Origin of the sequence: Brevibacterium sp. NPDC049920 (assembly GCF_040656435.1) — a bacterium.
GTDB lineage: Bacteria > Actinomycetota > Actinomycetes > Actinomycetales > Brevibacteriaceae > Brevibacterium > Brevibacterium pityocampae.
The window spans coordinates 23,305-36,901 of sequence record NZ_JBFAMF010000017.1; the positions used below are offsets into that span (position 1 = coordinate 23,305).

Below are 13,597 nucleotides of genomic sequence, written 5' to 3' on the forward strand. Positions count from 1 at the left end.
CCGCGGATCGGGCCGGGCCGAACGGACACACCCACATTCTTCAGGAGTATTCATGAGTGAGAAGCTCACCCTCGTGTCGCACGTCGACGCGATCAACTGGAACCGCATCGTCGACGACATCGACGGCGAGGTCTGGGACCGCCTGACGGCCAACTTCTGGCTGCCGGAGAAGGTGCCGCTGTCCAACGACGTGCAGTCGTGGGCGACGCTGACCGAGGACGAGAAGACGCTGACCATGCGCGTGTTCACCGGGCTCACCCTGCTCGACACGATCCAGGGCACGGTCGGCGCGGTGTCGCTCATCCCGGATGCGCTGACCCCGCACGAGGAGGCGGTGTACACGAACATCGCGTTCATGGAGAGCGTGCACGCGAAGTCGTACTCCTCGATCTTCTCGACGCTGGCCTCGACCCGGCAGATCGACGACGCCTTCCGCTGGTCGACGGAGAACCAGAGCCTGCAGCGCAAGGCCGACATCATCCTCAAGTACTATCGCGGGGACGATCCGCTCAAGCGCAAGGTCGCCTCGACCCTGCTCGAGTCGTTCCTCTTCTACTCCGGCTTCTACCTGCCGATGTACTGGTCGAGCCACGCCAAGCTCACCAACACCGCCGACCTCATCCGCCTCATCATCCGCGATGAGGCCGTCCACGGGTACTACATCGGCTACAAGTACCAGCGCGGGCTCGAGAAGGTCGACGACACGAAGAAGCAGGAGCTCAAGGACTACACCTACGAGCTGCTCTTCGAGCTCTACGAGAACGAGGTCCAGTACACCCACGACCTCTACGACCCGGTGGGCCTGGCGGAGGACGTCAAGAAGTTCCTCCACTACAACGCCAACAAGGCGCTGATGAACCTGGGCTACGAGGCGATGTTCCCCTCGAGCGTGACCGACGTGAACCCGGCGATCCTGTCGGCACTGTCGCCCAACGCGGATGAGAACCACGACTTCTTCTCCGGCTCCGGATCCTCCTACGTCATCGGCAAGGCCGAGAACACCGAGGACGAAGACTGGGACTTCTGAGACCACCCCGATCCCGGGCCGGCGCCCCGCAGGACTGTTCACGCAGTCAGGCGGGGCGCTGTCGTTCGGTGAAACATCTACGATGTCCTACTTGGAGACGGGTCGACACTGTCGACGAACTGGCCGTCAACGGTGCCCCCATTCTCCGTGTCACAGGTAGCGTCTTGCCGCTTCGCGAATCTGATCGGCGAACGAGTACAGGTCGGTTACCCGATCCAGATCGCGCACATCTTCAGACTTGTCTTCCTTGATGAGACCGACCCGGAGTCGATCGGTGTTATTAAATCGAAGTCGGCAGACTGCCTTCCGGTTATTGTCATCGAACAGAATCGCGCAGTATGACTTCGCGTCACGGTAGTGAATGCGATTCGGATCAACGTCCTGAGCCACGATGGCCTGAATGATTCGGAAGGCCTGAAGTTCTTCCTCTGTAGTCTCAAGTCCGTCGACCAAGTCGACCTGTTCTTCGGCGACGGTCGGTTCAGACGAAGAATCAGGCTCTTCGCCGTTGTCACTGAGGGCTGCCTTTAACCGATTGTTCACCTGATCCGAGATGAACTGATTGAGCCCCTTTCCCACCAGAGGGGTGAGCTGATCGCGGATTCGTTGGGTGAGTCGCCCAGGATAGATGCGCGAAATCACCAAGCTTGCCATGTCCCAAGAAATCTCCTTGGCTTCTCCGGCGAAGACCCGCTTGGCAGATGAAACGTACTTCAGTTCTTCTGCGGCGCCGAGGACTGAGTCGAGATCGAAGTTCTGCTTGCTGAGCTTCTCGATCTCCGGTACCAGCGCAGAATCGATGTCGTCGAGGTTCAGCTCGAGGAAAGGCTTCGAATCCATCTTGTTCGGCTCGTCGAGATCGGTATAGAAGCGGTACTCGTTGCCGTTCGTCAACACTGCAATCCGAGCAGTAGTGACATGGAAGTAGCGGAATAGTTGGGAGGCATTGTCGAGGTTTAGAGGTTCGCTGACCTTCTTGCACTCGATGAGTATCGCTACCTCGCCCTCATTGACGATTGCGAAATCAATCTTCTCGCCCTTCTTCAGGCCCACATCAGCTACAAATTCGGGGATGACCTCGTTGACGTCGAACACATCGAAGCCAAGCACATCCCTGATGAAAGGCATGATCAGCGTTGTCTTCGTCGCTTCTTCTGTCGCGATGCTCTCGCGTGTGTTCTTCAGTTTTCGAGCAATTAGTTGCAGCTGGTCACCGACACTGGTCATTGTGGGTCCTTCCGACGCGATAAATGATGCTCCCAGGCTATCCCGAGCATCGGCTCCTGAAGCTCTGTGCTTCATATCCGGCATCGCACTTCTCGTTCCTACCTCAAAAAAGTCTCTGGCTTTGTGGTCGCCTCATAGCTTGAAACCTGTTTGACTGGGCTTCATGCCATCCATGCGGGTCACCATCGACGGCGAGGTGTTCGCGATCGCCCGGCGCGCGGACGGCACCGTGGACCACGACTGGCTCTGCGGGCCGAATCCCGGGTACTGGTTCTCCGGCAGCCCGATCGTCAGTCGGCCCACCCCGGATGACCACCTCGTGGAGATCCGTGCGTTCCTCCTAGAGATCGATCCGCGGACCGGCATCCACCGCGATGACAAGGACGCCGCCGAGGTCGACAACCGGCACGGCTCCGGGACCGGCTAAGCCTTGATCCACCGATGCGAGTAGCCGGATCAAGCCGCGCGTGAAATGGAAATGCCCCTTCTGAACTGGGAAAATGATGATGTTCGAAGTCAACATTCCCGTTCAAGAAAGGGGCACCTCTCAGGTGCTATTCAACCACACACCCGCGTCTGTGTCTCACTCCTTCGACGATGCGAACCTGACGGCCACTACCGGGCTCGTCCCGATCATGAGCCTCGCCCAGATGGCGGGCCTGCCAGACCTCGCCGAAGACCGTCTGACCGTGACCACCACCGGAGCCGACAAGGGCGCGAACCCGGCACCGAAACTGGCTACCCTGGTCGCGGGAATGGCTGCCGGGGCCGACTCGATCGATGACATGAACATCCTCCGCCACGGCGGCATGCAGCACCTCTTCGATCGTGTCTACGCGCCCTCGACCCTGGGGTCGTTCCTGCGCTCGTTCGCCTTCGGCCACGTCCGGCAACTCGACGCGATCTCTTCCCGTTTCCTGACCAACCTCAACGAGCACACACCGCTGCTACCAGCCAGCGAAGACACTGGACAAGCGATGGTGTTCGTCGATGTCGACGACACCGTCATCGATGTCCACTCCGCGTCGAAGCAGGGAGCTGGATTCGGCTACCAAGGCAGTCGTGGCCTCAACGCACTGTTGGCGACCGCATCGACGGGCGACTCCGGCCAGATCATCGTCGGCCAGCGCCTGCGCAAGGGCTCAACCTCGTCAGCCCGGGGTGCTGACAAGTTCGTCGCCGACGCTCTGGCCACCACGACCCGAATCAACTCCGGCCTCCCAGCCCTGGTCAGGGCTGATTCGGCGTACTACTCCTCGACTGTGACCAAAGCCGCCCGGGATGCCGGGGCTGAAGTATCGATCACGGTCCGCATGGACAAGAAGGTCAAAGCAACGATCGGAACAATCAGCGACGGCGCATGGACTGGCATCGAATACCCCGAAGCGATCTACGACGAAGAGACCAGGGCCTGGATTTCGAAGGCCGAAGTCGCCGAGGTCCCGTTCACCGCATTCACCTCGAAGAAGAAGTCCCTGCACGCCGCCGGCCGCTTGGTGGTCCGCCGCATCCCTGAACTCAACGAGACCAAACGCACTGCCGGGCAGGACCCATTGTTCGACTTGTTCCGCTATCACGCGTTCTTCACCACGGTGGACAAAGACCGTTTCGACACCGTCGCTGCTGATCACATCCACCGCAAGCACGCGATCATCGAGCAGATCAATGCGGAGCTGAAGAACGGTGCCCTGGCACATATGCCCTCTGGGGTGTTCAACGCCAACGCCGCCTGGGTAGCAGTCGCAGCGATCACACACAACCTGCTGCGGGCTGCTGCCGGACTCATCGGTGGACGGATGAGCAAAGTGCACGCTCAGACGCTGCGGACACGGATCATCGGCATCCCGGCCCGGATCGCTCACCGGGCCAGGAAGCTGATTGTGCACCTGCCGAGACGGTGGCCGTGGGCGACGGAATTCGCACGACTCTGGCACGCGGCTCTGAGCCCACCTACACGATCATTGTCCTGACCGATTCGCTCCTGCTCGAGCACGACGCCGCAGGGTCTGGAGGAGACCCCGGGGAATCATCTATGTGGAAGAGACCGGTGAGAGACCGGGACACTACTTCCTGCCCTCGCACCGCGTTCGCACTCGAATCCGAGTGAGCCCCTTGCCATCAAGCGAATCGGTGGATCAAGGCTAAGACGCAACTGGCGCGGCGCCTCCGGTACCCTGCCCTCTGTGCGTCAGTGCGTCCGTGCGCCCGGATATGATGCACAGCACATCGGTTCCCGCCTGATCCCCAGGCCTGCCCGAGTCCGCTCCGGAGGTGCCCGTGCTCGTCGTCATCGTTCCGATCGCCCTGCTGTTCCTCGTCGCGCTCGTCAGACGGATCCCCCTCATCGGTGGGGACATCCGAGCGGCACTCCTCATCGCCGGCGTGGCGGCCGCGCTGATCGGAGGGGTGGGCCCGGGGGAGTTCGCGCTCGGCGTGGTCGACGGCGTCGACAAGCTCGCCTGGGTCATGACGCTGAGCCTGTTCGGCGCGATCTATGCCGAATCGCAGGTGCGGCTCGGCACGATGACCGCGGTCCTCGACACCCTGCGCAGCCTGTTCGGGGGCTCGCCCAAAGGCCTCATCGCAGCGATCTTCATCACTCTGACCCTCGCCGGCTCCCTGCTCGGCGACGCGATCGCCGCCGCCACCGTCATCGGCTTCCTCGTCATCACCGCGCTCGCCGAGCTCAAGGTCAAGCCCGAGCAGATCGCGATGATGATCATGGTCGGTGCCTCGATCGGTTCGATCATGCCGCCGATCGCGCAGGCGGTCTTCCTCTCCGCCTCCCTCGTCGGGACCGACCCGGGTCCCGTCGTCCTCATCGCCTACATCACCGTGACCATCGCCCTCGTCCTCGCGGTCCTCGAATCCTTCCGCTTCGTGAAGGGCCGTACCCTGCCGCCCGAGCTGCGTCCCAGCGAACCGCTGGGCACGATGCTCGGCCGCACCTGGCCGGTGTTCGGGCCGCTCGCCGTGCTCATCGCCATCGTCATCCTCAACAGCGGCTTCGGCCTCAACGTCTTCACCGCGGTGCCCGGCCTCGGCGGACTCGTCGCCACGCTCGGGACCGTGCCGGTCGTCAAGGGTCTCGTCCACGTCGTCGTGCTCGCGATCATCGTCTCCACCCTCGTCACCCTGTGCTACCCCCGTGCCCGTCGGCAGGCCGGCAGCATCGTCGCGACCGGCCTCGGGAACGTGCGCCAGACACTGCTCATCCAGCTCTGCGCCGGCTTCATGGTCGGGATGTTCTACGCCTCCGGCGCGGTGGATCAGGTCTCCGCGGCCGCCGAGGGCCTCGACTCCCAGGCGGTGGCATTCGGCGGGTTCATCGGTCTCGCGGTGCTCGGCATGCTCACCGGCTCGCAGACCACCGCGCAGACGGTCGTCATCCCGTTCGCCGCCCCCATCCTGCTCGCCTCGGCCGCCGACCCGGTGAACGTGGCCCTCGGTGCCTCGCACATCGCCTCGGGAGCGCAGAACCTCCCACCGGTGGGGCTCACCGCCTTCGTCGTGTGCGGGCTCGTCGGTGCGACGCTCAAGACGAAGGTCGATCCGGTGAAGACGATGCTCCTCGCGCTGCCGAACTCGCTCTACTTCATGCTCGTCGGCCTCGTGTTCTGGCTCCTCTGAGCAGGCGACCGCCCATCTCAGTCGGCGCTGCGCTCATCAGCGCCGGCGGCCCGCTCATCCGAGCCGGCGGCCGGCGGGATCCTCTCCGTCGGCCTCCGACGCGGGGCCGCCGCGTCCAGGAAGAGCTGAGCGCGCCTCGGCGACCCGGGCCACTCCCACCCCGACGAGCGACACGACGACGCCGGCCATCTGGAGGAGCGTGAGTGTGTCGCCGAACAGCAAGTACGTCTGCACCGCGGCGAGCGGCGGGGCGGCGAGCACGACGATCGCCACGGTCGTCGGCGAGGTCGTGCGCACGAGGTGGAGCATGAGCGCCATCCCGACCACGGAGATCCCGAGCACCGACCACGCGAGCGCGCCGAACAGCTGCAGGCTGGGGCCGGGCAGCCGCTCGCCGAGCAGTAGCGCCCCCACCACTGCGACGAGCGCGCCGCCGGTCATCTGCCAGGCGAGCGAGGGCAGCATCGCCGCAGTGCGCACGCGCGGCTGGAGCATCGTGCCGAACGTCAGCCCGGTGATCGCGAGCACGGCGAGGACGAGGAGGAGCGGGGTGATCGCGCCGCTGCGCATCCCGGGCCCGAGCACGAGCACGAGCCCGGCGAGCGACACCGCGATGCCGAGGACCACGGCGACCCGCGGCGCCCGCCGGGTGAGGAGCGCGACGACGAGCACGGTGAGCACCGGCTGCCAACCGCCGAACAGGGCCATGATGCCGGCCGGCAGGCCCTCGGCGATCGCGACGTAGACGAGGCACAGGTACACGCCGTTGACGAGCGCGCCGATCCCCAGGTGCGCGCCGACGGTGCGGGCATCCGGCATCGCCGGACGCCGGATCGCGCAGACGGCGAACAGGAGCACGGCGGCGATCCCGAACCGCAGCGCGAGGAACACATTGGGCTCTGCGGCGCCGTGGATGAAGCGGCCGACGACGAATCCCGTCGACCAGATGAACGCGAACGCCGCCGCGACGAGGACTCCCATGGCCTCAGCTTAGAATCCCGTCACGGCGGGGACGGCGGGGACGGCGGGGACGGCGACGGCGCTCGGACGCGGGGTCGCGTCCGAGCGCCGGAGCGTGCTCATCGTGGAACCGTTCTCGATCGTGGGACCAAGCTCAGTCGTGGACCCGCGCGCTCTCGCCGAAGCGTGCTCAGTCGCCGAGCCGCGCGTAGAGGTCCTTCTTCGCCTGCTCGAACTCGTCGGCGAAACGCGCGACGAGGTCCGCGGTCGGCAGGGACTCGGTGATCGCGCCGACGCCCTGGCCGGAGCCCCAGATGTCCTTCCACGCCTTGGCCTTGGTGTTGCCGCCGGAGCCGAAGTTCATCTTCGAGGGATCGGACTCCGGGAGGGCGTTCGGGTCGAGGCCGGCGGCCTCGATCGAGCCGCGCAGGTAGTTGCCGTGGACGCCGGTGAAGAGGTTGGAGTAGACGATGTCGTCGGCGCCGGACTCGACGATCATGTTCCGGTAGCCGTCCTGGATGTTCGCCTCCGGGGTGGAGAGGAACGCCGAGCCGATGTAGGCGAAGTCCGCGCCCGTCGCGAGGGCGGCGAGGATCGACTGGCCGTGGGCGATCGCGCCGGACAGGGCGATCGGGCCGTCGAACCAGGCACGGATCTCCCGCATGAGGGCGAAGGGCGACTGCGGTCCGGCGTGACCGCCGGCACCGGCGGCCACGGGGATGAGGCCGTCGGCACCCTTCTCGATCGCCTTGTGCGCGAACCGGTTGTTGATGACGTCGTGGAGCACCACGCCGCCGTAGGAGTGGACGGCCTCGTACACGTCCTCGCGGGCGCCGAGCGAGGTGATGACGAGCGGCACCTCGTGCTTGACCACGAGCTCGAGGTCCTCCTCGAGCCGGTTGTTCGTCTTGTGGACGATGAGGTTCGCGGCGAAGGTGCCCACGGGCTCGCCCGGATGGGCCTTGGCGTAGGCTTCGTTGGACTCCCGGATGTCCTGGAACCACTCGTCGAGCATCGGCAGCGGGCGGGCGTTGAGCGTGGGGAACGCCCCGATCACGCCGGCCTGGCACTGGGCCTTGACGAGCTCCGGTCCGGATGCGATGAACTGCGGGGATGCGATGACGGGCAGTCGCAGCGGGCGGGTGAGCACCTCGGGCAGGGCCATGAGTTCTCCTCAGAATGTCGACGATGACGCGGGCGTCCGCGGACGCCTCTCCCAAGAAACTTTAACGTACCTGCAGGCGCAGTGAAAGAGTCAGGGCTGACTGAATGTGGAGATCCCCCAGCCCGGTTCTCTGACCTGGGGGAACTCATGGCGCTCACGGGGGAGGGGTGTCGCGTGCTTCGCTTCGGGCCGGCGAACGAACGTCCGGTACACGACCATCGACCGCACCTGCGCGCCCGGGTGCGCAGGAGCGGGTGCGCGGGGGGGCCGACCGGAGTCGTGCCCGCGCCCGGCACCCGCCGCCGGCTCAGGTGTGGGTGAAGCCCGGTTCGCGCTTCTCGACGAAGGCGGCCATGCCTTCGCTCTGGTCGTTCGTCGCGAGCGAGGCGTGGAACAGCCGCCGCTCGTAGCGCAGGCCCTGCTCGAGCGTGGTCTCGAAGGCGACGTCGATCGCCTCCTTGACCATCGCCGAGGCGATCTGCGACTTCGACGCGATCGTCGCGGCGATCTCCTTCGCCTCGTCGAGCAGCTGCTCGTGCTCGACGACGCGGGCGACGAGCCCGGAGCGCTCGGCCTCCTCGGCCCCGATCATCCGGCCGGTGAGGCACAGGTCCATCGCCTTGGCCTTGCCGATCGCACGGGTCAGTCGTTGGGAGCCGCCCATCCCGGGGAGCACCCCGAGGTTGATCTCGGGCTGGCCGAACTTCGCCTTGGTCGAGGCGACGAGGATGTCGCACATCATCGCGAGCTCGCAGCCGCCGCCGAGCGCGAAGCCGTTGACCGCGGCGATGATCGGCACCCGGACCTCGGACAGGCGGGTCCACCCGGCGAACCAATCGGCCTTGTACGCGGTCGCGAAGTCGAGGCTCTGCATCTCCTTGATGTCGGCTCCGGCGGCGAACGCGCGGTCCGCGCCGGTGATGATGATCGCCGACACCTCGGGATCGGCATCGAGCTGCGCGGCGGCCGCGGTGACGTCGGTGAGCACCTGCAGATTCAGCGCGTTGAGGGCCTTGGGGCGGTTGAGGGTGATGATGCCGTAGCCCTCACCCTTCTCCACGAGCACGGTGTCGAAATCGGTCATGGGAAGACCGTCCTCTCCTGTTCGGTGTCGAGAATGGCCCGGATCTCGTCCTCGGTGATCCCGGCCAGCGTGGGCGGGTCCCACTGCGGATTGCGGTCCTTGTCGATGACCTGGGCGCGGATGCCCTCGGTGAGGTCGGGCCGTCGGCCGATCTCCGAGGCGGCGCGGAGATCCCGTTCGAGGACCTCCTCGAGCTTCATGTCCTTCGCGGTGCGGATCATCTCGAAGGTCACCGCGAGCGAGCGCGGGGACTTCGTCCCGAGCAGCTCCGCCGTCTTCTGCGCGTCCTCGTTCGGGTGCTGCCGCAGCCGGTCGATGATCTCGACGACGGAGTCGGCGGAGAAGCACGCGGCGATCCACCCCTCGGCCACGGAGAGCTCGTTCTCCGGGGCCTCGCCGGCGAAGCGGGCGATGACCGTGTCGACGGCGAAGGCCTCGGCCTCGAGGGCCTCGACGAGCTCGGGGATCCGGTCGCGGTCGATGTACGTGTCCGCGAGGCCGTAGGCGATCGCTGCTCCGGGTCCGACCGGTTGGCCGGTCAGTCCCATGTACATCCCGACCTCGCTCGGGAGCTGCGCGAGCAGGTAGGTGCCGCCGACGTCGGGGAACAGCCCGATCCCGGTCTCCGGCATGCCCACCTTGGTGGTCTCGGTGACCAGCCGGTGCGAGCCGTGGACGGAGACGCCCACGCCGCCGCCCATGGTGATCCCGTCGAGGATCGCGACGAAGGGCTTCGGGTACTCGGCGATGAGGTGGTTCATCGCGTACTCGTCGGCCCAGAAGGTCATGTTGCCGGCGTTCGCGCCCTCCGTGAGGTCGCGATGGATCGCCTTGATGTCACCTCCCGCGCACAGTCCGCGCTCGCCGCGGCCGGTGATGAGCACCGCGGCCACCTGGGTGTCCGTGGCCCACTGCCGCAGCGCCCGGTCGATCGTCTGCACCATGTCGGTGGACAGGGCGTTGATCGCCTTGGGCTTGTTGAGTTCGATGCGACCGAGCGCACCGACTGTCCGAATGATGACTGTCGCCTCGTCATCGGGGGAGGTCGTCATTTATCCCACTCCTGTGCTCTTGCGGGAGATGATCACCCGCATGATCTCGTTCGTGCCTTCGAGGATCTGGTGGACCCGCAGATCGCGGACCAGCTTCTCGATTCCATACTCTGTCAGATATCCGTAGCCGCCGAACAGCTGCAGGGCGTCGTTGGCGACGTCGAACCCGGTGTCGGTCGCGGTGAGCTTCGCCATCGCGGACAGCAGCGAGGTGTTCGGATCGCCGGCGTCGTAGGCCGCGGCGGCGCGCCACAGCAGGGAGCGGGCGGACTCGAGGCGGGCCTGCATGTCGGCCAGCGTGAAGCGCAGCGCCTGGAACCCGGTGAGCTCGGTGCCGAAGGCCTGCCGCTCACCCATGTAGGTGATCGCCTTCTCGAGCGCGGACTGGCCGCCGCCGAGCGAGCAGGCGCCGATGTTGAGGCGGCCGCCGTCGAGGCCGGACATCGCGATCTTGAATCCCTGTCCCTCCTCGCCGATGAGGTTCTCTGCCGGCACGCTGACGTTCTCCATGAACACCTGGCGGGTGGGCTGGGCGCGCCACCCCATCTTCTTCTCGTTGGCGCCGAAGGTCAGGCCCTCCATGCCCTTCTCGAGGACGAAGGTCGAGATCCCGCGCGCGCCCTCCTGCCCGGTCCGGGCCATGACGAGGTAGATCTCCGATTCGCCGGCGCCGGAGATGAACTGCTTGACGCCGTTGAGCACGTAGCGGTCGCCGTCGCGGCGGGCGGTGGTGCGCAGGGCGGCGGCATCGGAGCCGGCATTGGGCTCGGTCAGGCAGTAGCTGCCGAGCGCCTCGAACGAGGTCAGCGGCGTGAGCCACTTCTCCTGCTGCTCGGGGGACGCGTACTTGTCGAGCATCCAGGCGACCATGTTGTGGATCGAGATGTAGCTCGCCACGGAGGGGCAGGCGGTGGAGAGGGCTTCGAAGATCAGTGCGGCGTCCATCCGGCCCAGGCCGGAGCCGCCGTTCTCCTCGCGCACGTAGATCCCGCCCATCCCGAGCTCTGCGGTGCGCTTGATGACGTCGACGGGGAAGTGGTGCTCGGCGTCCCAGTCGAGGGCATGGGGGGCGATCTCGGCGTCGGCGAACTCCCGGCACATGCCGGCGAGCTCGATCTGGTCCTCGGTGAGCCCGAAGGTCAGGGCAGCTGCGGTGCTGCGTGCCATGGCGACTCCTTCTGTTCGGTGCGGCGGCCTGTTCGGTGTGGCGGCGATCACGGCCAGTCTAGACGCGAATACTTGGACGTCCAACTAATTCTGGATGGACCCGAGATGGCCCGAGGGGAGGGGGCGCGGGGGAGCGGCAGTGCGGAGGGCGCCGGGCGCGGCCGCCGCGTGCCGGGCCCGGTCAGGCCTCGGGTTCGAGCCCGGCGCGCAGGGCGGCGAGGTCGCCGAGGAGGCGCTGCAGCGGCGCGGCCTCGAGGCCGGGGGAGTCGAACACCTCGGCGTTGAGCGCGGCGGTCGCCCGAGCCACGAGCGTGCGACCGGCCTCGGTGATCTCCACGAGGGTGGTCCGCCCGTCGGCGGGGTGCGGCCGCCGGGCGGCGAGGCCCGCTGCCTCGAGCCGGTCGACGGAGTTCGTCGTCGACGTGGCATGGACCTGCAGACGCTTGGTGATCTTGTTCATCGGCAGCGATCCGCGGCGGGTGAAGGAGAGGAGCGCGAGCACCTCGTACCGGGAGAAGGTCAGGGCGAACGGCTTGAGGGTGCGATCGACGCGGGCGAGGAGGAGCTGGTGGGCGCGCATGATGGAGGTCACCAGCGTCATGCCGTCGGCGGAATCGGACCAGCCGTGCGCGAGCCACTGCTTGCGCGACTCCTCGATGGGATCGAACTCTGCGCGCATCGACCGTCCCCTCACCTTCGTCGTCTCCGCCGTCCCGGCAGTCTTCGCTGTTCCGGTCGTCTCCGTCGAGCATCTCTCTCCACTGCGTCGCTCGGCCGGATCCTTCGCCGCCGTCCAGTCTAGTGAAACACCCGGGGGGGGCGATGATCGCAGTGCGCGGCTCCGGTGCGCAGCAGCGCCGACGCGGGCCGGTCCAGGGTGAGGGGCCGGTGCACAGCAGTGCCCGCGCAGCCCGGTGTGGGGTGAGGAGCCGGTGCAGACCCGTGTGGGGTGAGAGGATGGCGCCATGTGCGGACGACTGAATATGCACCTCGATCCGACCGACCTCGTCGACGAGCTCGACATCGACACCGTGGGATATCGATTCGCTCCCCGGTACAACGTGCCGCCCGGTGCGGTCCTGCCCATCATCATCGACCGGCCGGCGGAGTCCGGTGAGCTCGTCCGCCGCCTCGAATCCGCGCGCTGGGGGCTCGTGCCGGGGTGGGCGAAGGAGGAGAAGATCGGCTTCCGGGCCTTCAACGCGCGGTCGGAGACGGTGGGGTCGAAGCCGATGTTCCGCTCCGCGTTCGCCCGCCAGCGCTGCGCAGTTCCCGTCGGGGGCTACTACGAATGGCAGACGGACGCATCGGGCGCCAAGACGCCCTGGCTCATGCAGGCCGCGGACGGCCCGCTCTTCATGGCCGGCCTCTTCGAGTTCCGCAAGCAGGTCTCCGCCGGCGCCGAGGCCGACGCGACTGCCGGCCCGGGATCCTCGGACCCGGCAGTGCAGGACGGCTGGCTGGTGTCGACGACGATCATCACCGCGCCGGCCGCCGGCCACCTCGCCGAGGTCCACGACCGGATGCCGGTGATGATCACCGCCGCAGACATCAACGCGTGGGCTGATCCGACAGCGGGCAAGGACGAGGCGCAGGAACTCCTCCGCACGCTCGTCGACGGCTTCGATCCGAACCGGGTCGAGCGCTACCGGGTGGATCGGGCCGTGGGGAACGTCCGGAACCAGTCCGCCGACCTCATGGCGCCCGTCGACGAGATGCGGGTCCCCTGAACGGGTGCGAGCCCCCGCTCGAGGCGCGGATCCGGGGCCGCGGGACACGCACCGCCGGCCGATTTGCATCGCCGGGCGGAGCTCGTCTAGAGTCATCTCTGTTGCTCGACGGAAACACCGAAGCGAGCGGGCCGGATCGGTCGGATACGAACCGATCACAGCGCCCCGCTTCCACTGGAACGGTAGAAGAGCACACTGCTCGAAGGAATGCAGCACGGGATCACCCGGAACGCGGACCGAGTGGCGCAGATCACGGAAACACGATTTGCAAAGCACGATCGAAACGATCTAGAGTAGTTAATCGTTCGCCTCACGGAGACCGCCTCGCGGCAGGACCGGAGCGGACGAATCCAACAGAAGAATCTGATCGCCGGCAGCACGCCGGATTGACAGACTGAAGTCGGATGGTAAGATGGACAAGTTGCCTCGACGAGGCCGGCGCAGCCGGGCGGATCGAAGTGCGTCTGTTCTTTGAGAACTCAATAGCGTGTTTGTTTGTTTTTGTGATGCCAGTTTTTTTGTTGTAACTGGTTGATTGAAAATTTGGTGGAGAAA

At 66.2% G+C, this 13,597-nt stretch carries 12 protein-coding genes; 5 read left to right on the top strand and 7 right to left on the bottom strand.

Annotated features, from left to right (window positions below; genetic code table 11):
* Positions 1-52 precede the first annotated feature (52 nt).
* Positions 53-1,027: a class 1b ribonucleoside-diphosphate reductase subunit beta gene (gene nrdF, locus AB0I45_RS13255; RefSeq protein ID WP_265809445.1), complete on the top strand. Its 975-nt coding sequence runs from the start codon at positions 53-55 to the stop codon at positions 1,025-1,027.
* Between the two features lie 150 nt (positions 1,028-1,177).
* On the opposite strand, the gene AB0I45_RS13260 is transcribed toward nrdF, so the two are convergent.
* Positions 1,178-2,254: a type I restriction endonuclease gene (locus tag AB0I45_RS13260; RefSeq protein WP_265809446.1), complete on the bottom strand. Its 1,077-nt coding sequence runs from the start codon at positions 2,252-2,254 to the stop codon at positions 1,178-1,180.
* 163 nt (positions 2,255-2,417) lie between these two features.
* Here AB0I45_RS13260 and AB0I45_RS13265 point away from each other — a divergent pair, with 163 nt between their 5' ends.
* The 3 genes from AB0I45_RS13265 (at position 2,418) to AB0I45_RS13275 (ending at position 5,884) form a co-directional block, all read left to right on the top strand.
* The gene (locus tag AB0I45_RS13265; RefSeq protein WP_295690855.1) at positions 2,418-2,681 is read left to right on the top strand and encodes a hypothetical protein; all 264 of its coding nucleotides are present in this window, start codon (positions 2,418-2,420) and stop codon (positions 2,679-2,681) included.
* Between the two features lie 151 nt (positions 2,682-2,832).
* Positions 2,833-4,224: an IS1380-like element ISBli4 family transposase gene (locus tag AB0I45_RS13270; RefSeq protein WP_345032372.1), complete on the top strand. Its 1,392-nt coding sequence runs from the start codon at positions 2,833-2,835 to the stop codon at positions 4,222-4,224.
* A 301-nt stretch (positions 4,225-4,525) separates the two neighbouring features.
* The gene (locus AB0I45_RS13275; protein ID WP_265809453.1) at positions 4,526-5,884 is read left to right on the top strand and encodes a TRAP transporter large permease subunit; all 1,359 of its coding nucleotides are present in this window, start codon (positions 4,526-4,528) and stop codon (positions 5,882-5,884) included.
* Positions 5,885-5,938: 54 nt separating this feature from the next.
* On the opposite strand, the gene AB0I45_RS13280 is transcribed toward AB0I45_RS13275, so the two are convergent.
* From AB0I45_RS13280 to AB0I45_RS13305, 6 genes are all read right to left on the bottom strand, one after another.
* The gene (locus tag AB0I45_RS13280) at positions 5,939-6,865 is read right to left on the bottom strand and encodes an EamA family transporter (RefSeq protein ID WP_295691201.1); all 927 of its coding nucleotides are present in this window, start codon (positions 6,863-6,865) and stop codon (positions 5,939-5,941) included.
* A gap of 169 nt (positions 6,866-7,034) precedes the next feature.
* Complete coding sequence (locus AB0I45_RS13285) at positions 7,035-8,009, bottom strand: nitronate monooxygenase family protein (protein WP_295690790.1); 975 nt, start codon at positions 8,007-8,009, stop codon at positions 7,035-7,037.
* 307 nt (positions 8,010-8,316) lie between these two features.
* Complete coding sequence (locus tag AB0I45_RS13290; RefSeq protein ID WP_295690787.1) at positions 8,317-9,093, bottom strand: enoyl-CoA hydratase; 777 nt, start codon at positions 9,091-9,093, stop codon at positions 8,317-8,319.
* Positions 9,090-10,145 (bottom strand): enoyl-CoA hydratase/isomerase family protein, encoded by a 1,056-nt coding sequence (locus AB0I45_RS13295; protein ID WP_295690784.1) that lies wholly within the window; start codon positions 10,143-10,145, stop codon positions 9,090-9,092. Before AB0I45_RS13295 ends, AB0I45_RS13290 begins: the two co-directional genes overlap by 4 nt.
* Positions 10,146-11,312, bottom strand: coding sequence for an acyl-CoA dehydrogenase family protein (locus AB0I45_RS13300; RefSeq protein WP_265809457.1), 1,167 nt, complete (start codon positions 11,310-11,312; stop codon positions 10,146-10,148).
* 181 nt (positions 11,313-11,493) lie between these two features.
* On the bottom strand, positions 11,494-11,991 hold the full coding sequence (locus AB0I45_RS13305; RefSeq protein ID WP_137319119.1) for a MarR family transcriptional regulator: 498 nt from the start codon (positions 11,989-11,991) through the stop codon (positions 11,494-11,496).
* 286 nt (positions 11,992-12,277) lie between these two features.
* Here AB0I45_RS13305 and AB0I45_RS13310 point away from each other — a divergent pair, with 286 nt between their 5' ends.
* Positions 12,278-13,042 (top strand): SOS response-associated peptidase, encoded by a 765-nt coding sequence (locus AB0I45_RS13310; protein ID WP_295690779.1) that lies wholly within the window; start codon positions 12,278-12,280, stop codon positions 13,040-13,042.
* The last annotated feature ends 555 nt before the right edge of the window (positions 13,043-13,597 follow it).